The organism is Pseudomonas sp. B611 (assembly GCF_055407965.1).
This window is the reverse complement of record NZ_JBUZST010000007.1, coordinates 163,176-185,320: the sequence shown is the minus strand read 5'-3', so window position 1 is coordinate 185,320 and position 22,145 is coordinate 163,176. Positions and strand designations below refer to the sequence as shown.

Annotated in this window: 23 protein-coding genes and 4 tRNA genes; 7 read left to right on the top strand and 20 right to left on the bottom strand. The window is 59.4% G+C overall.

Annotation, left to right across the window (positions count from 1 at the left end; translation table 11 throughout):
* From ACZRMO_RS17685 to ACZRMO_RS17675, 3 genes are read right to left on the bottom strand one after another with little or no spacing between them, the layout of a single operon-like run.
* Positions 1–978 (bottom strand): ABC transporter permease, encoded by a 978-nt coding sequence (locus tag ACZRMO_RS17685; protein WP_463973655.1) that lies wholly within the window; start codon positions 976–978, stop codon positions 1–3.
* On the bottom strand, positions 975–2,528 hold the full coding sequence (locus ACZRMO_RS17680) for a sugar ABC transporter ATP-binding protein (RefSeq protein ID WP_257780964.1): 1,554 nt from the start codon (positions 2,526–2,528) through the stop codon (positions 975–977). Before ACZRMO_RS17680 ends, ACZRMO_RS17685 begins: the two co-directional genes overlap by 4 nt.
* Positions 2,529–2,585: 57 nt before the next feature.
* Positions 2,586–3,542: a substrate-binding domain-containing protein gene (locus ACZRMO_RS17675; protein WP_463973654.1), complete on the bottom strand. Its 957-nt coding sequence runs from the start codon at positions 3,540–3,542 to the stop codon at positions 2,586–2,588.
* A 490-nt stretch (positions 3,543–4,032) separates the two neighbouring features.
* Here ACZRMO_RS17675 and ACZRMO_RS17670 point away from each other — a divergent pair, with 490 nt between their 5' ends.
* The 3 genes from ACZRMO_RS17670 (at position 4,033) to ACZRMO_RS17660 (ending at position 6,260) form a co-directional block, all read left to right on the top strand.
* Positions 4,033–5,121 (top strand): asparaginase, encoded by a 1,089-nt coding sequence (locus ACZRMO_RS17670; protein ID WP_026136927.1) that lies wholly within the window; start codon positions 4,033–4,035, stop codon positions 5,119–5,121.
* Positions 5,122–5,314: 193 nt separating this feature from the next.
* On the top strand, positions 5,315–5,566 hold the full coding sequence (locus tag ACZRMO_RS17665; protein ID WP_017737837.1) for a DUF1654 domain-containing protein: 252 nt from the start codon (positions 5,315–5,317) through the stop codon (positions 5,564–5,566).
* A 4-nt stretch (positions 5,567–5,570) separates the two neighbouring features.
* A complete protein-coding gene (locus tag ACZRMO_RS17660) occupies positions 5,571–6,260 on the top strand; it encodes an endonuclease (protein ID WP_124525719.1) in 690 nt (229 codons plus the stop codon).
* 30 nt (positions 6,261–6,290) lie between these two features.
* Here ACZRMO_RS17660 and ACZRMO_RS17655 read toward each other — a convergent pair whose 3' ends face one another.
* Positions 6,291–6,656: an SPOR domain-containing protein gene (locus ACZRMO_RS17655; protein ID WP_463973731.1), complete on the bottom strand. Its 366-nt coding sequence runs from the start codon at positions 6,654–6,656 to the stop codon at positions 6,291–6,293.
* A gap of 263 nt (positions 6,657–6,919) precedes the next feature.
* Between ACZRMO_RS17655 and csrA the strand changes: the two genes are divergently transcribed.
* Positions 6,920–7,114: a carbon storage regulator CsrA gene (csrA, locus tag ACZRMO_RS17650; RefSeq protein ID WP_003192511.1), complete on the top strand. Its 195-nt coding sequence runs from the start codon at positions 6,920–6,922 to the stop codon at positions 7,112–7,114.
* Between the two features lie 205 nt (positions 7,115–7,319).
* A complete protein-coding gene (locus tag ACZRMO_RS17645) occupies positions 7,320–7,583 on the top strand; it encodes a hypothetical protein (RefSeq protein WP_463973653.1) in 264 nt (87 codons plus the stop codon).
* 11 nt (positions 7,584–7,594) lie between these two features.
* On the opposite strand, the gene ACZRMO_RS17640 is transcribed toward ACZRMO_RS17645, so the two are convergent.
* Entirely contained in the window at positions 7,595–8,260 is a 666-nt protein-coding gene (locus ACZRMO_RS17640; protein WP_463973652.1) for an HAD family hydrolase, read from the bottom strand.
* A gap of 224 nt (positions 8,261–8,484) precedes the next feature.
* On the opposite strand from ACZRMO_RS17640, the gene ACZRMO_RS17635 reads away from it, so the two are divergent.
* Positions 8,485–8,802 carry a hypothetical protein gene (locus ACZRMO_RS17635; protein ID WP_463973651.1) on the top strand — a complete coding sequence of 106 codons (318 nt, stop codon included), beginning with the start codon at positions 8,485–8,487 and terminating at the stop codon, positions 8,800–8,802.
* 15 nt (positions 8,803–8,817) lie between these two features.
* On the opposite strand, the gene pcp is transcribed toward ACZRMO_RS17635, so the two are convergent.
* From pcp to ACZRMO_RS17610, 5 genes are all read right to left on the bottom strand, one after another.
* A complete protein-coding gene (pcp, locus tag ACZRMO_RS17630) occupies positions 8,818–9,459 on the bottom strand; it encodes a pyroglutamyl-peptidase I (RefSeq protein ID WP_463973650.1) in 642 nt (213 codons plus the stop codon).
* A gap of 7 nt (positions 9,460–9,466) precedes the next feature.
* Positions 9,467–10,417: a DUF979 domain-containing protein gene (locus tag ACZRMO_RS17625; protein ID WP_017737844.1), complete on the bottom strand. Its 951-nt coding sequence runs from the start codon at positions 10,415–10,417 to the stop codon at positions 9,467–9,469.
* Positions 10,414–11,130: a DUF969 domain-containing protein gene (locus ACZRMO_RS17620; protein ID WP_463973649.1), complete on the bottom strand. Its 717-nt coding sequence runs from the start codon at positions 11,128–11,130 to the stop codon at positions 10,414–10,416. Before ACZRMO_RS17620 ends, ACZRMO_RS17625 begins: the two co-directional genes overlap by 4 nt.
* A gap of 253 nt (positions 11,131–11,383) precedes the next feature.
* The gene (locus ACZRMO_RS17615) at positions 11,384–11,809 is read right to left on the bottom strand and encodes a GNAT family N-acetyltransferase (protein ID WP_463973648.1); all 426 of its coding nucleotides are present in this window, start codon (positions 11,807–11,809) and stop codon (positions 11,384–11,386) included.
* A gap of 485 nt (positions 11,810–12,294) precedes the next feature.
* Positions 12,295–12,371: transfer RNA gene (locus tag ACZRMO_RS17610), tRNA-Val, on the bottom strand.
* A gap of 184 nt (positions 12,372–12,555) precedes the next feature.
* Between ACZRMO_RS17610 and ACZRMO_RS17605 the strand changes: the two genes are divergently transcribed.
* Positions 12,556–13,839, top strand: a complete 1,284-nt coding sequence (locus tag ACZRMO_RS17605; RefSeq protein WP_463973647.1) for an NAD(P)/FAD-dependent oxidoreductase — start codon at positions 12,556–12,558, stop codon at positions 13,837–13,839.
* A 325-nt stretch (positions 13,840–14,164) separates the two neighbouring features.
* Here ACZRMO_RS17605 and ACZRMO_RS17600 read toward each other — a convergent pair.
* From ACZRMO_RS17600 to accD, 10 genes are all read right to left on the bottom strand, one after another.
* Positions 14,165–14,241, bottom strand: a tRNA-Asp gene (locus ACZRMO_RS17600).
* Between the two features lie 105 nt (positions 14,242–14,346).
* Positions 14,347–14,423, bottom strand: a tRNA-Asp gene (locus ACZRMO_RS17595).
* Positions 14,424–14,478: 55 nt separating this feature from the next.
* Positions 14,479–14,554 (bottom strand) — tRNA-Val (locus ACZRMO_RS17590).
* A 107-nt stretch (positions 14,555–14,661) separates the two neighbouring features.
* Entirely contained in the window at positions 14,662–15,426 is a 765-nt protein-coding gene (locus ACZRMO_RS17585) for an SDR family oxidoreductase (protein WP_463973730.1), read from the bottom strand.
* Positions 15,427–15,437: 11 nt separating this feature from the next.
* Positions 15,438–16,649, bottom strand: a complete 1,212-nt coding sequence (locus ACZRMO_RS17580) for an O-succinylhomoserine sulfhydrylase (protein WP_463973646.1) — start codon at positions 16,647–16,649, stop codon at positions 15,438–15,440.
* A gap of 65 nt (positions 16,650–16,714) precedes the next feature.
* Positions 16,715–18,220: an amidophosphoribosyltransferase gene (purF, locus tag ACZRMO_RS17575; RefSeq protein ID WP_017737850.1), complete on the bottom strand. Its 1,506-nt coding sequence runs from the start codon at positions 18,218–18,220 to the stop codon at positions 16,715–16,717.
* Positions 18,221–18,261: 41 nt separating this feature from the next.
* Positions 18,262–18,819, bottom strand: coding sequence for a CvpA family protein (locus ACZRMO_RS17570; protein WP_003192538.1), 558 nt, complete (start codon positions 18,817–18,819; stop codon positions 18,262–18,264).
* A 257-nt stretch (positions 18,820–19,076) separates the two neighbouring features.
* On the bottom strand, positions 19,077–19,736 hold the full coding sequence (locus tag ACZRMO_RS17565; RefSeq protein ID WP_463973645.1) for an SPOR domain-containing protein: 660 nt from the start codon (positions 19,734–19,736) through the stop codon (positions 19,077–19,079).
* Positions 19,720–21,027 carry a bifunctional tetrahydrofolate synthase/dihydrofolate synthase gene (folC, locus tag ACZRMO_RS17560; RefSeq protein WP_463973644.1) on the bottom strand — a complete coding sequence of 436 codons (1,308 nt, stop codon included), beginning with the start codon at positions 21,025–21,027 and terminating at the stop codon, positions 19,720–19,722. The genes ACZRMO_RS17565 and folC overlap by 17 nt, the downstream gene beginning before the upstream one ends.
* Positions 21,024–21,944 carry an acetyl-CoA carboxylase, carboxyltransferase subunit beta gene (gene accD / locus ACZRMO_RS17555; protein WP_017737853.1) on the bottom strand — a complete coding sequence of 307 codons (921 nt, stop codon included), beginning with the start codon at positions 21,942–21,944 and terminating at the stop codon, positions 21,024–21,026. The genes folC and accD overlap by 4 nt, the downstream gene beginning before the upstream one ends.
* Positions 21,945–22,145 lie beyond the last annotated feature (201 nt).

The window sequence follows — 22,145 nt, the reverse complement described above, 5'->3', positions numbered from 1 at the left end:
TCAGCCCCGCCGACCGGCGCGCTGGCTGCGATAGGTATCGAGAACCACCGCAATCACAATCACCGCACCGGTGATGATGCGTTTGGTCGGCTCCGTAGCACCGATCTGCGCCAAGCCAGCGGCCAATACCGAAATAATCAACACACCAAAAAAGGTGCTGATCACCGAACCACGCCCACCCATCAGGCTAGTCCCGCCGATAACCACCGCCGCGATCACTTGCAGCTCCAGGCCGGAACCCGCGTTCGGGTCTGCCGCTTCCAACCGCGAAATCTGGAACAGCGCCGCCACACCCGCCAGCAGCCCCATCAGGCTGAACACCAGGATCTTGTAGGGTTTTGGATTGATCCCTGCCAGACGCACCGCTTCTTCGTTGGTACCAATACCGATCAGGTAGCGACCAAACACCGTGCGGGTCAACACCAATTGCGCCGCGATGATGACCAGCAACGCAATGATGAACGACGGCGAAATACCAAAGGCCACCGGGTTGGACAGCCAGGCAAAAGAATCACCGATGTAGGCCGTGCGCGAACCCGTCATCTGGTACGCCACGCCACGGGCCATTTCGAGCACGCCAAGGGACACGATAAACGACGGAATGCGCCACGCCACCGTGATCGAACCGGTGATAGTACCGGCGAGTGCAGCGCAGGCCATGCCGAGTATGGCGGCTGGCACAACGCTCCAGCCCCACCCCAGGATCGCCACGCTGACCGCCGACGCCGCCAATGCCAGCACCGAGCCCACCGACAAGTCGATGCCGCCGATGATCAGGATAAAGGTCATGCCGACCGCGAGCACCATCAGGTCCGGGATCTGGTTGGCCAGGGTGCTGAAGGTGTCGTAGGACAGAAAGTGATCACTGAGCACCGAGAACAGCGCGATCATCGCCAACAAGGCACCCGCCAGGCCCAGGTAGGTGCCAAGCCCGTAGAAGTTGCCGCCCGCTTTACCGGGAGAAGTGGTGGTTTTCATGGGGTATCCCTAAGCACTGCGTCGTTTAGCAGCGCGTCACGTTTCTGATAGCCGGCAAAGGCGGCGGCAAGCAATTCGTCTTGGGTCCAGCTGTCACGCTCGAAGGTCTCGATCAGGCGCCCGGCGGACAACACACCGATGCGGTCGCAGATCAGCATGAGCTCACGCAGGTCGCTGGACACGACAACCAGCGCTTTGCCCTGGCGGGTCAAATCGCCCAGCAAAGCGTAGATGTCGAACTTGGCCCCCACGTCGATACCGCGGGTTGGCTCATCGAACAGCATTACCGAGCAGTCGCGCTCCAGCCAGCGGCCAATCACCACTTTCTGCTGGTTGCCGCCAGACAATTCGGACACCAACTGCGCCGGACTGGAACTGCGGATGCGCATGGCATCGATCTGACGCTTGGCCAACGCAGTTTCATCACGACCGTTGACTACGCCACCGCCGGAAATTTCCGGCATGTTGCCCAGGGCGATATTGGCGCTGATGGATTGCGTCAGCAGCAGGCCCTCACCCTTGCGGTCTTCGGTGATCAGGGCGATGCCATGGCCCACTGCATCTACCGGCGAGCGGATGCTTACCACCTGGGCCGGCGAGCCGAGTGCCACGGTGCCACTGTCGGCGAGGTCAGCGCCGAAGATCAGGCGCAGCAGCTCTGTACGGCCTGCGCCGATCAGGCCGGAAATGCCGTAGATCTCACCGGCACGCACTTCAAAGGACACATCGCGAACCTTGTCCGAGCGCGTCAGGCCTTTTACCGTCAGCGCAGGCGCGCCAAGGGTACGTGGGCCCAGGTCGATCTGTTCACCCAGCTCGCGGCCGACCATCAAGGTGACCAGTTGCTCGCTGTTGTAGTTGGCCATCGGCTCGACGCACACCAGCTTGCCGTCACGCAGTACCGCAATGCGCTGGGCAACCCGGGCGAGTTCTTCCAGCCGGTGCGAAATATAAATGATCGCCACGCCCCGGGCCTGCAGGCGGGTGATTTGTTCAAAGAGCATCTCGACTTCACGGGCGGTCAACATCGCCGTCGGTTCGTCGAGGATCAGTACATGGCAGTCGCCGATCAGGTTGCGCGCGATCTCGACCATCTGCTGATGGCCAATGCCCAGGCTGCCAACCAGCGTGTCCGGGTCGATGGCGTCGAGGCCGACTTGAGCCATGGCTTCGATAGCCGCCTTGCGCAGTTGCTTGCGGCTGATCCAGCCACAGTGGCTGGGCAGGTTATCCAGGAACAGGTTTTCGGCCACGGTGAGCGTCGGCAGCAGGTTGAGTTCCTGCATGACCATGCGCACCCCCAGCTCTTCAGCTTGGGTGCGACTGCCCGGGCGATAGTCTTGCCCGTTGAATTGCATGTGCCCGGTGGTCGGCGTGACCAGCCCGCCGATGATCTTCGACAAGGTACTTTTACCTGCGCCGTTCTCACCGGTCAGCGCCAGCACTTCACCGCGATTGAGCGTCAGGGTGATGTCGGACAGAACCGGTTGGGCATAGGTCTTGCCGATACCGCTGACCGAGAGGACAGCGTTCGGGGCGGAAGATGACATAGGAAAATCTCCAGGCGCCCGCTCACCATGAGCGGGCGCTGTTGGGTGCTGCCAGGATTACTTCTTGAGGACGAGTTCGACCGGGGTTTCGATCACGCCATCTTTGGCATCGACTTTCTCACCCTTGACCAGCTTGAGTGCATTCTGGATACCGAACACAGCTTGCTGGGCCGCAGCCTGGTCGGCGGTCGCCAGGACACGGCCATCTAGCAGCATCGGCTTGATGGCTTCGATATTGTCATAACCTACAACCAGCACTTTGCCGGCCTTGCCCGCCGCGCGGACAGCGGAGACTGCGCCCAGGGCCATGTTGTCGTTACCGGCCAGCAGGGCCTTGATGTCTGGTGTTTCGCTCAGCATCGCCGCCGCAATCTTGTTGCCCTGGTCGATTTCCCAGTTACCCGATTGAGTGGAAACGATCTTCATGCCGCCCGCATCCATCGCATCCTTGAAGCCAGCGGTGCGCTGCTGGGCGTTGGTGGTCGTCGGTACACCTTCAATGATGCCGACCTTGTCGCCCGCAGCCAGTTGCTTGGCCAGGTAGTCACCCACCAGCTTGGAGCCTTTGCGATTGTCGGGGCCGACGAAGGGGATATCGAGGTTTTTGCTTTTCAGCACGTCCGGGTCGAGGCGGTTGTCGATGTTCACGACCTTGATACCGGCGTCGGAGGCTTTCTTCAGCACAGTGACCAGCGCCTTGGAGTCGGCGGGCGCAATGACGATGGCGTTAACTTTGGCGAGGATCATCTGATTGACGATGTCGATCTGCGCGGCGGTATCGGTTTCGTTCTTGATACCGTTGGTGATCATGTCGAAATCGGCGGCGTGGTCCTTCTGATAGGCCTTTGCACCGTCTTGCATGGTGACAAAAAATTCGTTGGCGAGGGACTTCATCACCAGGCCAACCTTTGGCTTGGCGGCGTCATCGGCAAATGCCGAGGAGAGAGGTAGAGCAGCGGATGCGGCAGCAAGCACAGCGACAGCAAGAAGACGTCCAGCGAATGGCAGCTTCATGGGTTCACTCCGATCTTATGATTATTGTAAGCAACGCCTGCAACGAAACATCTCGCAAACGTTTGCGTTATTGAAACTATGAGAACCTTGTCGAGATTTGTCAACGGTCTCCAGCACGCTTTCATGCGAGCCCTCTAGCCTCAACCTTCACGCGGCGCAGAGGCACTCTTAAACATCGCCGGTGCCTGGTCGTTCTCTAAAACGACAGGCTGCGAGGCTGGTGTCGCACACCCCCGGGGAAGATTCGATCATTTTTTCGGACAACCGAACGCGCTACTGCCCAATTGTTCGGAAAGCCGGACAACGTATCGCTGAAGAAATTCAAAAAACCGAATTTATTCCATATAAATCAATATCTTATTTTATGAATGAAAACCTGGTGAGGCTGGTACAGATCCTGCTCTTTCCCTGCACCTCGCGGCGTTCAGAACCGCCCGGGCGCTCTAGATGAACCTGCACCAGCACTCATCAAAAACCAGAGAGAAAAATAATGAAATCTGCATTGAAGAACATTGTTCCGGGCGCGCTGGCCCTCCTGCTGTTGTTCCCCGTTGCCGCCCAGGCAAAGGAAGTTGAAACCAAGACCAAACTCTCCAACGTGGTGATCCTCGCCACCGGCGGCACCATCGCCGGCGCCGGCGCCAGCTCGGCCAACAGTGCCACCTACCAGGCAGCCAAGGTCGGTATCGAACAATTGATCGCCGGTATTCCTGAGCTTAGCCAGATCGCCAACGTGCGCGGCGAGCAAGTGATGCAAATTGCATCCGAGAGCATCAACAACGACAACCTGCTGCAACTGGGTCGTCGCGTCGCCGAACTGGCCGACAGCAAGGACGTGGACGGCATCGTGATCACCCACGGCACCGACACCCTGGAAGAGACCGCCTACTTCCTGAACCTGGTAGAAAAAACCGACAAGCCAATCATTGTGGTCGGCTCCATGCGCCCAGGCACCGCCATGTCGGCAGACGGCATGCTCAACCTGTACAACGCCGTGGCCGTGGCTGGCAGCAAAGATGCACGCGGCAAAGGCGTGCTGGTGACCATGAACGACGAAATCCAATCGGGTCGCGACGTAAGCAAGATGGTCAACATCAAGACCGAAGCGTTCAAGAGCCCATGGGGCCCGCTGGGCATGGTGGTTGAGGGCAAATCCTACTGGTTCCGCCTGCCAGCCAAGCGCCACACCATGGATTCTGAATTCGACATCAAGAACATCAAGAGCCTGCCCGACGTTGAAATCGCCTACGGCTACGGCAACGTGAGCGACACGGCCTATAAGGCCCTGGCCCAGGCTGGCGCCAAAGCCATCATCCATGCCGGCACCGGCAATGGCTCGGTGTCTTCCAAGGTTGTCCCTGCCCTGCAGGAACTGCGTAAACAAGGCGTGCAGATCATTCGCTCTTCCCACGTGAATGCTGGCGGTTTCGTTCTGCGCAACGCCGAACAACCTGACGACAAGTACGACTGGGTGGTCGCCCATGACCTGAACCCGCAAAAAGCCCGCATCCTCGCGATGGTCGCCCTGACCAAGACCCAGGACAGCAAAGAGCTGCAACGGATGTTCTGGGAATATTGATTCCTGGTGACACCCCGGCAGGGGCGGCCTACCCGCCCCTGCCTCCCTTCGCAAATGCCCACCATTAGAACCGCCCCTTCCTACACCAAACCGCCCAAGTCGGTATCAGAAGAACTTCCTGAATTTTAAGCAGTTGCGAAATTGCTCGCAGTTAAATACTGTATGCACGTACAGCTTATCTAAGGAGCCCCCTGTGGCAAAGTCCTCTTCCGCAGCACAAACCCCACCTGGTGCTTACGAACGCCTGGCCATTCGTGTGCAAAAGATCATCAATTCGACCAACGCCCAGAAAGCCAAGGCAGCCTTGATCTTCCGCTTGCCGGATGAACCTGAGGATGAGTGGCAGCGCCTGCTGGAGGAAATCGCAGAGAACGACAACGTCACCCTTGCCTACCGGGATGATGGCGGCGTGCAGATTTTCTGGGTTGTGCCGAAGGAAGATTGATTCAATGAGTGCCCGCTTTATTGCTATGTGCTGCCTGTTTTTTTCCATCACCGCCCACGCACAAGCGCCTCGCACGTTCAGCGAAGCCAAGAAAGTCGCCTGGAAGCTCTACGCACCGCAATCCACCGAGTTTTATTGCGGCTGCAAATACACTGGCAACCGCGTGGACCTGAAAGCCTGCGGCTACATCCCACGCAAAAACGCCAGCCGCGCTGCGCGTATCGAGTGGGAGCATATTGTCCCAGCCTGGCAGATCGGGCATCAGCGCCAATGCTGGCAAAACGGCGGGCGCAAAAACTGCACGCGCCATGACGATGTATTCAAGCGCGCCGAAGCCGACCTGCACAACCTGGTGCCAAGCATCGGCGAGGTCAACGGGGACCGTAACAACTTCAGTTTTGGCTGGCTGCCCGTGCAACGCGGGCAGTACGGATCATGCTTGACCCAGGTGGACTTCAAGGCCAAGAAAGTCATGCCGCGCCCCTCGGTTCGCGGGATGATTGCGCGCACTTACTTTTACATGAGCAAGCAATACGGCTTGCGCCTGTCGAAACAGGACCGTCAGTTGTACGAAGCCTGGAACAAGACCTACCCGGTGCAAACCTGGGAGCGCCAGCGTAACCAGACCGTGGCCTGCGTGATGGGGCGCGGCAATGAATTTGTCGGCCCGGTAAACCTCAAGGCCTGCGGTTGAACGTGGGCGGGACTCCCGCCCAACCAGCCCTTATTGCGCAGCCTTGTGCTCGACAACCTGTGACTCGGTATCGGTTTTTTTGGCGCGGGCCATCTTCTCGTTAAGCAACGCCTGCTTGGCCTCAGCCTCAGCCTTGCTTGCGAAAGGCCCCAGGAACACTTCGTCCTTGCCGTCGACCTTCACGATATAAAAATTGAAACCATGTTCCAGCAACCACGCTGTCAGGTCGGTAATAGCCTGCAACTTGTGGTCCGGCGGGCCTACGCGCACATCCCACTCCTGGGCGGCAATCGTACCGGTTTGTGGCTGGCTTTCGGTCACGGCAGGCTTGGCCTTGGGGGCATCGACACGCTTGCCTTCACCGCAACCGGCCAATGCCAACACCGCAATTGCCATCGCTACTTTACGCACTGCCCTGCTCCTTTAAAGGATAAAGAGGCAACTTTATCATTCACTGTCTATTCTGGCCGTCATAAACGTTGGCTTAAACAATGCGAATCATGTATCGCAGACCTGTATGATGCCGCCATGGGAATTAATGTCGCCTCTATGCGTCCTAAAAGAGGCAGTCACAGGGAAGCGCTTAGCAGTAAGCTACACACATCCGACACCTGCCCTGTCTGAAACATGTGTCCTTAAAAGTAATCAAGGAGAAGTCCATGCTTATACTCACCCGCAAAGTCGGTGAAAGCATAAACATCGGTGATGACATCACGATCACCATCCTGGGCGTTAGCGGCCAGCAAGTACGAATCGGCATCAACGCACCAAAGGACGTTGCCGTGCATCGCGAGGAGATTTACCAACGCATCCAGGCTGGCCTGACCGCTCCAGACAAAAACCAGACGCCTTGACGCGCACTCAGTAGCCAGCCTTTTCGTTCACTGTAACGGCTGGCGAAAACCCCAAGCCCTGCTTAGGTTTTTCCGTGAGTTCGCATGCCTCGCCTGTTCATCGCTACAAAGATGAAACTATGTCGGCGCCTGGAACTTGTCGACAAACTCACAGCCGAATCTCCTGACCCTTTCCCGCCATCAGAGTGCAGTCAGGAGCACGTCGATGAGGCGCATAGCAACACAACCCTTTGCCATTCGTGCCTGGATAATCGCTCTGTTGATTGGGCTTGCCTTCGCAGGGCTGGAATATGGCCTGAGCCTGGGAGCCCAACAAGCCGCCAACCCTGAAACCCGTTCGTGGCTGGACCTTGGCTTATTCCTCTGCGCCTACCTGTTTGCGTTCTGCCTCAAGCCCATCCAGGCGGCCGTCCGGCGTAGGTTGTGCCGCAACGCGACTCAACAGCTGCGACGCAAAGCCGCAAGTTGATGACCTTCGTATCATTCGTCCCTGCCCTGCACGCACAACAAGCCGTCAGTGCTGCGCCGGACCTGTAGTTTTTCATATCCGTTTATCGAAGGATGCTTCGTCACCATGGGAGTGAGGTGCGTCGAGGTCACGACCATCACATCCGCACCAGCAGCCTCGCCTGCACGAATGCCCACTGTCGCATCCTCAAACACCAGGCACTCCTGAACCGCCACGCCCAACCGCTGCGCCCCCAAAACGTAGCAGGCGGGGTCTGGCTTGCCGGTGGCGACATCTTCGGCTGTCACCAACACAGCAGGCGGCGTAATTCCCGCGGCCTGAAGACGACGCAGCGCCAGCGTCCGAGGGGCAGACGTGACCAGCGCCCATTGATCGCCCGGCAAATCGTTCAGGAATGCAATGGCGCCAGGTATCGCGACAACACCTTCGACATCATTGATTTCGGCTTCGGTAATCCACTGCGCCTCGGCCTCTGGATCGACGCCGGGCAATGCCTGGCGCGTGATCGTATCAATCGCACGTGCGCCGTGAATGGTGGCCAGGAACGCCGCTACGTCCAGGCCATGGCGTTGCGCCCAAATGCTCCACACCCGCTCGGCGGCGGCGATGGAGTTGAGTAGGGTCCCGTCCATATCGAACAGAAAGGCGCGGTAATGTTGAGCTGCTGGGATGGACACTGCGTGGCTTCCTCATGGGCGGTAACAAATAATCGGCCCGAAGCAATCTACGGATGCCATCGATGCTTGTAAACGCTGGCTGCTCACCGAGCGGGCGGACTGAAAACCACGGGCCAGAGCCACGGTGTTATTTTGCAAAAATTTGCCCGCCCTCACTGGCTCGCACTCCTACTATTCTTGGTTCCGAAGCACTCACTCACATTGTTTGAAACGGATGTCACACAGTGGAAAAAAGACAATATCAGGTCGGTGGCGCGAATACTCTGAATACTCCGGCTCAAGGCAGAACCGCTGGAGGCAACGACGGAGGCTCCGGCCTGGAAAAACGCGTGGGCTTACTGGAAAAGGGGTTAACAGAAATGAAAGAGAAGCTATTAACCGTCTCGAACAAGGCTGATTCCATTGAAAAACACTTCGCCACCCGGGCAGACCTGGCGACGACGGAAATGAACATCATCAAATGCTTCGTCGCTACCACGCTCGCAATAGCCGGCCTTGCATGCGCTATCGCCTTCGGATTGATCCGAGTGCATTCCAGCTAGGGCCAATCGGACAGGTCAACTGACCTGTCCGCCGGCCTCCACAACATCCATGGGCGTAAGCCACGCCGTCCGTACCGCAACCTGCAAGCCACCAACCAAGATCGCCAAAGCCATCGAAGGCTGCCCCGATCCAACGACCTGCTCCGGCAAGGCGGGCACATGAATAAACCCACTGCGCACAGCTGTCCCGGCCAGCAGGTGCTGCAACCGATAAAACACTTGATTGCATACAAACGTACCTGCGGTCTGCGAAACCGAAGCCGCGACCCCTGCCTGGCGCATGGCCTTGACCATCGCCTTGATCGGCAGTGTGGTGAAGTACGCTGCGGGACCACCCACAACCACCGCAGTGTCGATCGGTTGCGCGCCCAAGTTATCGGGAATCCGCGCATCGTTAACGTTGATCGCCACCCGCTCGATGGAAATATCGCTGCGTCCCGGGCCGAGGCCAGTGGCAATGACCATCACCGGGGACAGTTCAGCGATCAGTTGGGTCAGGTACTCGCCCGCCGTGGCAAACGCGCAAGGCAAGCGGCGCGCAACAATCTGCACATCGTCGTCCAGTTGCATACCGTCCAGTTGGCGCACGGCCTCCCAGGAGGAATTCACCAGGTCTTGATCGAAAGGTTCAAACCCCGTCAGCAGTATAGTTTGCATCTTGATCTCACATCAGCAGGTAAAGCAGGACGATATTGACCACCAACATCATCAGCGCCGTAGGTAACTGAGCCTTGATCACCGCGTTCTTGTCCGGCAGTTCCAGCAGCGCTGCCGGCACGATATTGAAGTTCGCCGCCATAGGCGTCATCAATGTGCCGCAGTAGCCGGAGAACATGCCAATGGCCGCCATCACCGCCGGGTTGCCACCGTAGATCCCCACCAGTACCGGCACGCCGACACCGCCGGTCATCACCGGAAAGGCCGCAAAACCGTTACCCATGATCACCGTGAACAATGCCATGCCCAGCACATAGACCATTACCGCCACCAACTTGTAATCCAGGTTGATATAGGTGGTGGTGACATGGGCGACGGCCGTACCGACCCCCGCCTCATTGAACAACAACCCGAGCATCGCCAACATTTGCGGCAGCACCATGGCCCAGCCCAAGGCTTCTGTCAGGCGCCGGGATTCGCGCAGGGCTTGCACCGGCGTATCGCGCGTCAGCCAACAGGCCAGACCGAGGGCGATCAGACAACCGATGCCGAGGGACACAAAGGTGGTGTTTTTCGGGTCCAGCAGCGGCACGCCACCGATTTCGGTGTGTTTGAGCAATACCGAGCCAATCACCGTGGTCAGGGGAATGGCCAGCGCAGGGATAAACAGCTTGTGCCCCAAGCGACCAGCGCTGGCACGAGAAGCCTTGTCATGCAATTCGGCATGCTGGCCACGGCCAACACCGCCCATCCCGGCGATCAATGCCATCACGACGACCCCGGCACCGATAACTACCGACGGCAAGCGCTCACCAACCAGAAAGGGGATAGCAAACAGCAGCCAGAACAGCGCGCTTGACCAGCGCTTGGGATGGCTGCGATCCAACACGATCATGCCTGCCGTGATCAGCAGCAGCACACCGGCCAACCAGTACAGATATTGAATGGAGATAATCATTGCACGGCCTCCACAGACGTAGCGGCCGGCGTCAGCTCGCGGGTGAGCTTGCGGTCAAACCGATGCAAACGGATCGCGTGGATGATAAAGGCGCAGATCGCCGTGGGAATGCCCCACACCGCAATGTGCAGCGGTTCCACATCAATACCAGAGCCGAGCAGGAAGGTGTGCATCAGTGCAATCGCGCCAAAGGCGACAAAGATGTCCTCACCAAAAAACAAACCCACGTTGTCAGTCGCCGCACACATCGCCAGAACCTTGTGTCGTACTTTGTCTGGCAGCTTGCCGTAGCGCTTTTCCGCCGCACCTTCGGCCATCGGCGCCAGTAACGGGCGCACCATCTGCGGATGCCCGCCCAGACTGGTCAAGCCCATGGCCGCCGTGGATTCACGCACAAACAGGTAAATGATCAACAGGCGCCCAACCGTCGCTCGCTCAAACCGTGCGATCCAGTTCTGCGCATGCAGGCGCAAACCATGACGCTCCAGCAAGCCGATGACGGCCAGGGGCAACAGAAGGATCAATTGCAGGGCGCGGGTCTGAAGGAAACCATCCCCCATGGTGGCGAGGATTTTTTCCAAGGGAAAATGGGCAGCAAGCCCGGTGGCGATGGCGGCAGCGGTGACCACCAACAGCGGATTGAAGCGCAAGACAAAGCCAACCACGATGACAAGTACGCCGATCAACGGCCATAGGTTCACAACAGTTTGCATGACGGTGAAGTCCTTAAATGCGCGCTGCGGCGCCATTACAGCAGGATGTGAACAAAGGGTTCACAGCAAGAAGTGGCGTGCAGTCGGCTCGGTTTTTTATTGTTGACCCGGAAGGTCGAGCGTCAGTGGCGGCAACTTTGCTGCCTGGGGCGGGAGGTGTCCAACAAGAAAAATTGTTGCTGCAAACCAATAAATTTTGTCAGTGATTGGAGGCTGCGCTGAAGCCGGCTGGCGATCATCAGCGCCCAGGGTTTTACGCGAAACGCTTCTGAAAAAAGAAGCGCTGATGACCCGGTGGGTAGTCGGCAACGTGACCAAACTCGCTGAAACCCAGCTTTCGATAAAATCCGGGCGCCTGAAAGCTGAACGTATCCAGCCAGATCCCAACGCACCCTCGTTGACGCGCCAAGTCCTCAGCGGTACGCATCAGCCGCGTGCCCGTACCTTGGGTACGCATCTGATCCGGGACGCTCAACAACTCAACAAACAGCCAGCCGTAGGAAATTTTCCCGTAAAGCCCACCAACAACCTCTTGGCTGTCTGGGTCACGCAGTAAAATCCCGACGGTTTCGAAAGGCATTTTCCCGGTAATAGTGAGGTTGTAAGCACGTAGCGGTTTGAAGATTGCCTCGCGCTCCTGTTCGGATACGTTGAACGACACTTCCATTGCCAATTCCATTTCGACCTCCTGTATAAGACGAAAACGTCGCTCAGTATGGCTGCCTGCGGGGGTGGGAGAAAGCGTGCCAAATCGCGCCTGATCGGCGAAACAATGAAGAATCTCACACAGCACCTATACTCATTCGTGCGATTGCGCATTTCTGTGCATCGCTTCGCTGACGAAGAGGTAGTCCACTATGTACGCCGGACAAATGGGTATGGCGACAACAAATGGTGAGATTCGCTGCCAGATGGTTGTACAGATCATCTGTCTGCTATCGGTGGCTCAGCTTTTTTGCTGATTGATCAATACACCCAGGCTATATATTCCCCCGCAGGAGTCGTTGCGACTCTGCCTCCGTTTGCCCAGGATATTCCCAACGCCCAATGCCTCGCGCCTGGTTGCAGGCCAAGCACCTGCAGCCATCTGCAAATCCCGGGCAACAAAAAAAGGCCCACCTTTCGGTGAGCCTTTCTAGACCGCCCAGCAGAGCGGATTTTGTTTGGTAGGCGCGATTGGACTCGAACCAACGACCCCCACCATGTCAAGGTGGTGCTCTAACCAACTGAGCTACGTGCCTGCTGTGAGGCGGCATTCTACGGAATTCCGGAGGGGTGTCAACATCTTTTTTGCAGCTAACCCTATGAATATGCGAATTATTTATTTGAGCCGGGGATACCCGTGGTTTTCGGGTAGCTGGCGGGCAATTTTCAACTGAGGTAGGATCGGGACACTCGTAAAAAATATAAAACAGAGGTTCCAGGATGGCGAACACCCCCTACCCCCAGTCGTATTACGCCGCGTCCGCGAATGCAGTCCCGCCTCGCCCAGTGCTGCAAGGTGATGTCGAAACCGATGTGTGCGTGATTGGCGCAGGCTACACCGGCCTCTCCAGCGCGCTGTTCCTGCTGGAGAACGGTTTTCGCGTGACGGTACTGGAAGCCGCCAAGGTAGGGTTTGGCGCGTCGGGCCGTAACGGCGGGCAGATCGTCAACAGCTATAGCCGAGATATTGATGTCATCGAGCGCAGCGTCGGCCCCCAGCAAGCGCAATTGCTCGGGCAGATGGCGTTTGAAGGTGGCCGGATCATTCGCGAGCGGGTCGCCAAATATCAGATCCAGTGCGATTTGAAGGACGGCGGCGTGTTCGCCGCACTCAACAGCAAGCACATGGGCCACCTGGAGTCGCAAAAACGCCTGTGGGAGCGCTACGGCCACACACAGCTGGAACTGCTGGACGAGCGCCGCATCCGTGAAGTCGTGGCGTGTGACAACTATGTGGGCGGCCTGCTGGACATGAGCGGCGGGCACATCCACCCACTCAACCTGGCACTGGGTGAAGCGGCGGCAGTGGAGTCCCTGGGCGGCACGATCTACGAGCAATCGGCGGCGCTGCGTATCGAGCGTGGCGCCAATCCGGTGGTGAACACCGCCGAGGGCAAGGTCAGGGCCAAGTTCATCATTGTCGCGGGCAACGCTTACCTGGGGAACCTGGTGCCGGAGCTGGCGGCCAAGTCGATGCCCTGCGGCACCCAGGTCATCACCACGGCACCACTGGGCGATGAGCTGGCGAAGACATTGCTGCCACAGGATTACTGCGTCGAAGACTGCAACTACCTGCTGGATTACTACCGCCTCACCAGCGACAAGCGCCTGATCTTCGGCGGCGGCGTGGTGTATGGCGCGCGCGATCCGGCGAACATCGAAGCAATCATCCGCCCGAAAATGCTCAAGGCATTCCCGCAGCTCAAGGACGTGAAGATCGACTACGCCTGGACCGGTAATTTCCTGCTGACCCTGTCGCGCTTGCCACAGGTAGGTCGGCTGGGCGACAACATCTATTACTCCCAGGGCTGTAGCGGCCATGGCGTGACGTACACGCACTTGGCGGGCAAGGTGCTGGCTGAAGCGCTGCGAGGCCAGGCAGAGCGTTTTGATGCGTTTGCCGACCTGCCGCACTACCCGTTCCCGGGCGGGCAATTGTTGCGCACGCCGTTTGCGGCGCTGGGGGCTTGGTACTACGGGCTGCGGGATAAGTTGGGGTTCTGACCCAATCCAACTGTGGGAGCGGGCTTGTGTGGTTGATCGTTCCCTCGCTCTGCGTGGGAATGCATCCCTGGACGCTCTGCGTCCGTTCTTGAAGGCGTGACGCAGAGCGTCACCGGCGCCATTCCCACGCAGAGCGTGGGAACGATCATTCATACACCGCTATCGCGGGCAAGCCCGCTCCCACACTTTTGACCTGATCGTGTCAGTAAACCAAATCGCAGACACAAAAAACCCCGGTCTTTCGACCAGGGTCTTTGCTATCGGATCAAAGTAGCCAGAGGCTTTCTTTGTGCTTCAAGGCGTTCAGTGGGCCTTGAAGCAGATATGGCGCAGCGGACGGGACTCGAACCCGCGACCCCCGGCGTGACAGGCCGGTATTCTAACCGACTGAACTACCGCTGCGTATCGCTTGACCGGCTCGGAGCAAACTCCCAACCGTCTTTAAACATCTGACCAACCAGCCTTGGCTGTTCGATCTCAAGCCCGACAAGTCAGACCTGGAAAATATGGCGCAGCGGACGGGACTCGAACCCGCGACCCCCGGCGTGACAGGCCGGTATTCTAACCGACTGAACTACCGCTGCGCGTCGGTGCAACCTTTAACGTTGCGTCTTGCCCTAAGGCAAAACTCTCAAGAAGTGGTGGGTGATGACGGGATCGAACCGCCGACCCTCTGCTTGTAAGGCAGATGCTCTCCCAGCTGAGCTAATCACCCTTTGCTTCGTTGAGGCCGCGAAATTTACGCAGGTAACGGACCTAAGTCAATAGCCTGCTTGAAGTTTTTCTGAAAAAGACAAAAATGCTTCAAGACAGCTACCTGCCCTACTCGCTGTAAATCATCTTCTTGCTCATGCCACCGTCCACGACAAACTCTTGCCCGGTGACAAACCCGGCCTGGCGCGACAACAACCACGCCACCATTGCCGCCACATCCTCCACTGTGCCGACCCTGCCCGCAGGATGCTGGGCGTGGTCGACGTCGGTCAAAGGCTCGGCACGCCGTGCGGCCGGATCACGCGCATCGATCCAGCCAGGGCTTACAGCGTTGACCCGCACTTCCGGGCCAAGGCTCATGGCCAGTGCGTGAGTGAGCGCCAGCAGGCCACCCTTGCTCGCCGCATAGGCTTCGGTATCCGGCTCGGACTGACGAGCGCGGGTCGATGCCAGGTTGACGATGGCACCACCATGGGCACGCAGGTACGGCGCACAATGTTTGGCCAACAACATCGGCCCACTGAGATTCACCGCGAGCACGCGGTTCCAGTAGGCCAGGTCGAGGCTTTCCAGGGTGATATTGCGCGGGTCGGCCACCGCCGCATTGCACACCAAGGCATCCAGGCGCCCAAATTGCCCAAGCACCTCGGCAACACCCTGGGCGACCTGCTTCTCATCGGCCACATCCATGGTGATAAACCAGGCGTTTTCCCCCAGCACCTTCGACACCTTGGAACCCCGATCACGGTCCAGGTCGGTCAACACCACCTGCCAGCCCTCGCTGATCAGCCACGCAGCAATGCCAAGACCGATACCACGGGCAGCACCGGTCACCAATGCGACGCGCCCGTTAGTCGCCGCCGCTGCCTCCATGGACCACTCGATCACAAGGCCGCCAGCCCGCGAGCCAGGTCAGCCTGCAAGTCAGCCACATCTTCCAGACCCACCGCGATGCGGATCAGGCTGTCACGAATGCCCGCCGCTTCACGCTCTTGCGGCGCCAGGCGCCCGTGAGACGTGGTGCTCGGGTGGGTGATGGTGGTCTTGCTATCGCCCAGGTTGGCAGTGATGGAGATCAGGCGCGTGGCATCGATAAAACGCCAGGCGCCGTCTTTGCCGCCCTTCACTTCAAAGCTCACCACCGCACCGAAACCACGCTGCTGGCGCTGGGCCAACTCGTGTTGCGGGTGGCTCTTGAGGCCGGCGTAGTGCACCTTTTCAATACCGTCCTGCTGCTCCAGCCACTCGGCCAGTGCCTGCGCGTTGGCGCAATGGGCCTTCATGCGCAGGCTGAGGGTTTCCAGGCCCTTGAGGAAGATCCAGGCGTTGAACGGGCTCAGGGTCGGGCCAGCGGTGCGCAGGAAACCGACGATCTCCTTCATCTGCTCACTGCGACCCGCCACCACGCCACCCATGCAACGACCCTGGCCGTCAATGAACTTGGTGGCCGAGTGCACGACAATGTCCGCACCCAGTTTCAGCGGCTGCTGCAATGCCGGGGTGCAGAAGCAGTTATCGACCACCAGCATCGCGCCCTTGGCGTGAGCCACTTCGGACAACGCCGCGATATCCACCAATTCCGCCAGCGGGTTGGACGGCGACTCGACGAACAACAGCTTGGTATTGGCCTTGATCGCTGCATCCCAACCGGAAAGGTCCGCCAGCGGCACGTAGTCCACTTCGATACCGAAGCGCTTGAAATACTTCTCGAACAGGCTGATGGTCGAACCGAACACACTGCGCGACACCAACACGTGGTCGCCGGCGCTGCACAGGCTCATTACCACCGCCAGGATCGCCGCCATGCCGGTCGCCGTGGCCACCGCCTGCTCAGCGCCTTCCAGGGCCGCGATGCGCTCTTCAAACGCGCGCACGGTCGGGTTGGTGTAGCGCGAATAAACGTTGCCCGGCACTTCGCCCGCAAAACGCGCAGCCGCATCACCAGCCGTACGGAATACATAGCTGGAAGTGAAGAACATCGGGTCACCGTGCTCACCTTCCGGCGTGCGGTGCTGACCGGCGCGCACAGCCAGGGTATCGAAAGCTACGCCATCGAGGTCGCTGTCCAACCGACCGGCATCCCATTCCTGACTCATGCTGCCACTCCTTACTCAATTCTTTATTTAAGATACAAAACCGGCCCCTCAGGGCCGGTGTCTACTCAGTTGTTGTACAGATCGATGATCGCGCTGACCGCCTGGGTCTTGATCTTCGACGAGTCGTTACGCGCCTGCTCGATCTTGTTCAGGTAGGCCTCATCGACATCACCGGTCACGTACTTGCCGTCGAACACGGCGCAGTCGAACTGCTCGATCTTGATCTTGCCACCGCCAACCGCTTCGATCAGGTCCGGCAGATCCTGGTAGATCAGCCAATCGGCGCCGATCAGGTCGGCAACGTCCTGGGTCGTGCGATTGTGGGCGATCAGCTCGTGGGCGCTCGGCATGTCGATACCGTACACGTTCGGGTAACGCACCGCTGGGGCTGCGGAACAGAAGTACACGTTCTTCGCACCGGCTTCGCGGGCCATCTGGATGATCTGCTTGCAGGTGGTGCCGCGCACGATGGAGTCATCCACCAGCATCACGTTCTTGCCGCGGAATTCCAGCTCGATGGCGTTGAGCTTCTGGCGCACCGACTTCTTGCGTGCTGCCTGGCCCGGCATGATGAAGGTACGGCCGATATAGCGGTTCTTCACGAAGCCTTCGCGGAACTTCACACCCAGGTGGTTGGCCAGTTCCAGCGCAGCGGTACGGCTGGTGTCCGGGATCGGGATCACCACGTCGATATCGTGCTCAGGACGCTCGCGCAGGATCTTCTCGGCCAGCTTCTCGCCCATGCGCAGGCGCGCCTTGTACACCGAAACGCCGTCGATGATCGAATCCGGGCGCGCCAGGTAGACGTGCTCGAAAATGCACGGGGTGAGTTTCGGCGCCACGGCACACTGACGGGTGTGCAGCTTGCCATCTTCGGTGATGTACACCGCTTCGCCCGGCGCGAGGTCGCGGATCAGGGTGAAGCCCAGCACGTCCAGGGACACGCTTTCGGAAGCGATCATGTACTCGACGCCTTCGTCGGTGTGACGCTGGCCGAACACGATCGGGCGGATGCCGTGCGGGTCACGGAAACCGACGATGCCGTAACCGGTGACCATGGCCACCACCGCATAACCACCAACACAACGATTGTGCACGTCGGTGACGGCCGCGAACACGTCCTCTTCGGTAGGCTGCAGCTTGCCGCGCTGGGCCAGCTCGTGAGCGAACACGTTCAGCAGCACTTCCGAGTCGGAGCTGGTGTTGACGTGGCGCAGGTCAGATTCGTAAATCTCCTTGGCCAGCTGTTCAACGTTGGTCAGGTTGCCGTTATGCGCCAAGGTAATGCCGTAAGGCGAGTTGACGTAGAACGGTTGAGCTTCGGCCGAAGTCGAGCTACCGGCAGTCGGGTAACGCACATGGCCAATGCCCATGTGCCCGACGAGGCGCTGCATGTGACGCTGATGGAACACGTCACGTACCAGGCCATTGTCCTTGCGCAGGAATAACCGGCCGTCGTGGCTGGTCACAATACCGGCAGCGTCCTGGCCGCGGTGCTGGAGGACGGTTAGCGCGTCATACAGCGCCTGATTGACGTTCGACTTACCGACGATACCGACGATGCCACACATGCGACGCAACCCCTACTTAATGAATCTTGACTGAACACAGCTTACTGCGGCGTTTTGGCCGGCAAGAGGTGTTCCTTGAACGGAAGATCAGCGGGTACGCTGATTCCGCTGGCCAGCCACTGACTGCTCCACCCCAGAATGAGGTTTTTGGACCAATCGGCAACTAATAGAAATTTTGGCACGAGTACCGACTCCTGCCACCACGAATCCTGCTGTACTGGCCCCAGGCTCAACAGCCCGACCGCCACAACCACCAGCAACGCGCCACGCGCGGCGCCAAAGGCCATGCCGAGAAATCGATCGGTCCCGGAGAGGCCGGTGACACGTATCAACTCGCCAATAAGATAATTGACCATTGCCCCCACCAGCAGCGTGGCGATGAACATGATGGCGCAGCCCGCAATGACGCGAGCCGAAGGTGTCTCGATGTATCCGGCCAGGTAGACCGACAGTGAACCACCGAACATCCAGGCTACGACTCCTGCGATGATCCAGGTCAGCAACGACAGAGCTTCTTTTACGAAGCCGCGGCTTAGACTGATCAAAGCGGAGATGGCGACGATTGCAACGATCGCCCAATCAACCCAGGTAAATGGCACAGTGCAGCCTACAGACAGATAAGGCGGCGCATTTTAGCAGAGCGCTGGGCTATCGGTAAGCGGTGATTGTGCGCGCTTTGCAAATCAGTAGTTTGTGATGGTTTGATGCCATTTCAACCCCACCCCAAAAACAATGTGGGAGCTGGCTTGCCTGCGATGGCGGTCTATCAGTCAATATCTCATTGGCTGACCCAGCGCCATCGCAGGCAAGCCAGCTCCCACACTTGGCCTGCATTTCACTCAGAGACTGGCGGTAATCAGCCGCGCTCAGGCTGGAAACGCACCACAAAACCATTGAGGTTCTGCTGACGCCCCAACAAATCGCGCAGGCGATCCGCCTCGGCACGCTCGATCAGCGGCCCGATAAACACCCGGTTCTTGCCGTCGGCACTGCGGATGTAGGCGTTGTAGCCCTGGGCACGCAGTTTTTTCTGCAAGGCCTCGGCGCTCTCGCGGTTGGCCAGGCTGGCCAGCTGGATCGACCAACTGATCGGCAGGCCATTCGGATCGATACGGCTCTGCCCCACATCCGGCTTGCCCGGCGCGGCAGGTTGCGGCGCTACAGGCTTGGGCGCAGGTGCCGGAGCGGCAGGTTTGGCCGCCACAACGGGCGTCGGCGCCGGCTTGACCACCGGCACGCTTGGCTGCACGGGCATCGACGGCGCTGTTTGCGCGGCGACCTCAGCATCGGTCGGCACCGGTTCTTCCTCAGGCAAGGCCTGCGGCTCTGGCACCACCACCGGCTCTACCTGCACTTGAGGCACCACAGGCACCTGCGGCGCAGCGGGCGCCTCAACGACGACTTGGCGCTGCTCATCCTCGCGGGAAAACAGCATCGGCAGGAAAATCACCGCCAACGCCACCAGCACCAGGGCTCCGACCATTCGCTGCTTGTATGCGCTATCCAGTAATGCCATGTGCAGCTTCCTCCGTGGAGCGCCGGGCCAACCACTCAAGCGCCTCGGCAACACAATAAAATGATCCGAACAACAGAATTTCGTCGTCAGGCGTGGCAACGGCGCACTGCGCCTCAAGGGCGGCGGTGACGCTTGCATACGACGCCACGGACGCACCAAGGTTCTGCAACGCCGCCGCCAGCTCAACAGCCGGACGGCTACGCGGCGAATCCAGCGGTGCTACCGCCCAGGCCTGGACTTCACCCAGCAAAGGCGCAACCACGCCCTCCAGATCCTTATCAGCCAACAAGCCGAATACTGCAAGGCGACGACCGACCGGCAGCGTACGCGACAGGCGCCGCGCCAGGTATTGCGCCGCATGCGGGTTATGCCCCACATCCAGCAGCAGGTTCAGGCGCTTGCCTTCCCACTCGAACGCACGGCGATCCAGGCGCCCTACTACCCGAGTCGCCTGCAAGGTCGCCGCAATCTGCCCGGCATCCCATGGCAGATCAAGCAACAGGTAGGCCTGCAACGCTAACGCGGCGTTTTCCATCGGCAGGTTCAGCAGCGGCAGGTCGCGCAACTCCACCACCTGGCCGCGTGCATCACGCCCGCGCCATTGCCAGTGTTGCTCGCCGACTTCAAGATTGAATTCGCGGCCCCGCAAGTAGAACGGGCAATCCAGCTCGCGCACCTTGTCCAGCAAGGTGTGCGGCGGATCAATGTCACCACACAGTGCAGGCCTGCCCTGACGGAAGATCCCGGCCTTCTCATAGGCCACGGACTCACGGGTATCGCCCAGGTAATCAGCATGGTCCACGCCAATGCTGGTCACCAGCGCCAGGTCGGCATCCACCACGTTGACCGTGTCCAGGCGACCACCCAGGCCGACTTCCAGCACGACCACGTCCAGCTGCGCACGCTCGAACAGCCAGAACGCCGCCAGGGTGCCCATCTCGAAGTAAGTCAGGGAAATCTCGCCACGCCCGGCATCCAGTGCCGCGAAGGCTTCGCAGAGTTGCTCATCAGTGGCTTCGACGCCATTGAGCTGCACCCGCTCGTTGTAGCGCAGCAGGTGCGGAGAATTGTACACGCCGACTTTCAGGCCTTGAGCCTGCAGCAGCGCGGCGACAAAGGCACAAGTAGAGCCTTTGCCGTTGGTGCCGGTCACCGTGATCACGCGCGGTGCCGGCCGGCCCAACCCGAGGCGGGCCGCTACCTGTTGCGAGCGCTCCAGGCCCATGTCGATGGCGGACGGATGCAACTGCTCAAGGTAGGCGAGCCATTCGCCCAGGGTACGTTGGGTCATAGGTTTGCTGGCACCGGCGGCACGACAATCGGTTCTACTTTAGGCGCGACGTACACAGGCGTCGGCAGGCCCATCATTTGTGCCAGCAGGTTGCCCAGGCGTGGACGCAGTTCACCGCGCGGGATGATCAGGTCGATTGCACCGTGCTCCAGCAGGAACTCGCTGCGCTGGAAGCCTTCCGGCAGTTTTTCACGCACGGTCTGCTCGATCACACGCGGGCCGGCAAAGCCGATCAAGGCCTTTGGCTCGCCGACAATCACGTCACCCAACATGGCCAGGCTGGCGGAAACGCCGCCGTAGACAGGGTCGGTCAACACGGAGATAAACGGGATGCCTTCTTCACGCAGACGTGCCAGCACCGCAGAGGTCTTGGCCATTTGCATCAGGGAGATCAGCGCTTCCTGCATGCGCGCACCACCGGAGGCGGCGAAGCAGATCATCGGGCAACGGTTTTCCAGGGCGTAGTTGGCAGCGCGCACAAAACGCTCACCGACGATGGCACCCATGGAGCCGCCCATGAAGGAGAACTCGAACGCCGAGACCACAACGGGCATGCCCAGCAACTTGCCGCTGACGGAGATCAGCGCGTCTTTTTCGCCTGTCTGCTTTTGCGCGCCGGTCAGGCGGTCCTTGTACTTCTTGCTGTCGCGGAACTTGAGACGGTCAACCGGCTCCAGGTCAGCACCCAGTTCGGCACGGCCGTCGGCATCCAGGAAGATGTCGATGCGGGCGCGGGCGCCGATACGCATGTGGTGGTTGCACTTGGGGCAAACGTCCAGGGTCTTTTCCAGCTCTGGGCGGTACAGCACCGCGTCGCAGGATGGGCACTTGTGCCACAGACCTTCAGGAACCGAGCTTTTCTTCACCTCGGAACGCATGATCGAAGGGATCAGTTTGTCTACTAACCAGTTGCTCATGCTTTCTTTCTCCAGTACCGGTGGCTTGAACACAGCCCCGCGTATGCCCTTGAGCTAAATTCATATGTGGCGATGACACATGCTGGACGGGGTCAGACGTTCGACCAGCCATTTCCCGCATGCATCCTCAGCCTTCCAGACAACCTGCCAGTGCAGGGTTGCCACTTCATTTCCGGGCCACCCGCAGGCGGCACCGGGCTG

What these genes read in the sequence shown, in the direction of transcription:
- ACZRMO_RS17685 (WP_463973655.1), bottom strand. Translation starts at nt 978, where the DNA reads ATGAAAACCACCACTTCTCCCGGTAAAGCGGGCGGCAACTTCTACGGG.
- ACZRMO_RS17680 (WP_257780964.1), bottom strand. Translation starts at nt 2,528, where the DNA reads ATGTCATCTTCCGCCCCGAACGCTGTCCTCTCGGTCAGCGGTATCGGC.
- ACZRMO_RS17675 (WP_463973654.1), bottom strand. Translation starts at nt 3,542, where the DNA reads ATGAAGCTGCCATTCGCTGGACGTCTTCTTGCTGTCGCTGTGCTTGCT.
- ACZRMO_RS17670 (WP_026136927.1), top strand. Translation starts at nt 4,033, where the DNA reads ATGAAATCTGCATTGAAGAACATTGTTCCGGGCGCGCTGGCCCTCCTG.
- ACZRMO_RS17660 (WP_124525719.1), top strand. Translation starts at nt 5,571, where the DNA reads ATGAGTGCCCGCTTTATTGCTATGTGCTGCCTGTTTTTTTCCATCACC.
- ACZRMO_RS17655 (WP_463973731.1), bottom strand. Translation starts at nt 6,656, where the DNA reads ATGGCAATTGCGGTGTTGGCATTGGCCGGTTGCGGTGAAGGCAAGCGT.
- csrA (WP_003192511.1), top strand. Translation starts at nt 6,920, where the DNA reads ATGCTTATACTCACCCGCAAAGTCGGTGAAAGCATAAACATCGGTGAT.
- ACZRMO_RS17645 (WP_463973653.1), top strand. Translation starts at nt 7,320, where the DNA reads ATGAGGCGCATAGCAACACAACCCTTTGCCATTCGTGCCTGGATAATC.
- pcp (WP_463973650.1), bottom strand. Translation starts at nt 9,459, where the DNA reads ATGCAAACTATACTGCTGACGGGGTTTGAACCTTTCGATCAAGACCTG.
- ACZRMO_RS17625 (WP_017737844.1), bottom strand. Translation starts at nt 10,417, where the DNA reads ATGATTATCTCCATTCAATATCTGTACTGGTTGGCCGGTGTGCTGCTG.
- ACZRMO_RS17620 (WP_463973649.1), bottom strand. Translation starts at nt 11,130, where the DNA reads ATGCAAACTGTTGTGAACCTATGGCCGTTGATCGGCGTACTTGTCATC.
- ACZRMO_RS17615 (WP_463973648.1), bottom strand. Translation starts at nt 11,809, where the DNA reads ATGGAATTGGCAATGGAAGTGTCGTTCAACGTATCCGAACAGGAGCGC.
- ACZRMO_RS17605 (WP_463973647.1), top strand. Translation starts at nt 12,556, where the DNA reads ATGGCGAACACCCCCTACCCCCAGTCGTATTACGCCGCGTCCGCGAAT.
- ACZRMO_RS17585 (WP_463973730.1), bottom strand. Translation starts at nt 15,426, where the DNA reads ATGGAGGCAGCGGCGGCGACTAACGGGCGCGTCGCATTGGTGACCGGT.
- ACZRMO_RS17580 (WP_463973646.1), bottom strand. Translation starts at nt 16,649, where the DNA reads ATGAGTCAGGAATGGGATGCCGGTCGGTTGGACAGCGACCTCGATGGC.
- purF (WP_017737850.1), bottom strand. Translation starts at nt 18,220, where the DNA reads ATGTGTGGCATCGTCGGTATCGTCGGTAAGTCGAACGTCAATCAGGCG.
- ACZRMO_RS17565 (WP_463973645.1), bottom strand. Translation starts at nt 19,736, where the DNA reads ATGGCATTACTGGATAGCGCATACAAGCAGCGAATGGTCGGAGCCCTG.
- folC (WP_463973644.1), bottom strand. Translation starts at nt 21,027, where the DNA reads ATGACCCAACGTACCCTGGGCGAATGGCTCGCCTACCTTGAGCAGTTG.
- accD (WP_017737853.1), bottom strand. Translation starts at nt 21,944, where the DNA reads ATGAGCAACTGGTTAGTAGACAAACTGATCCCTTCGATCATGCGTTCC.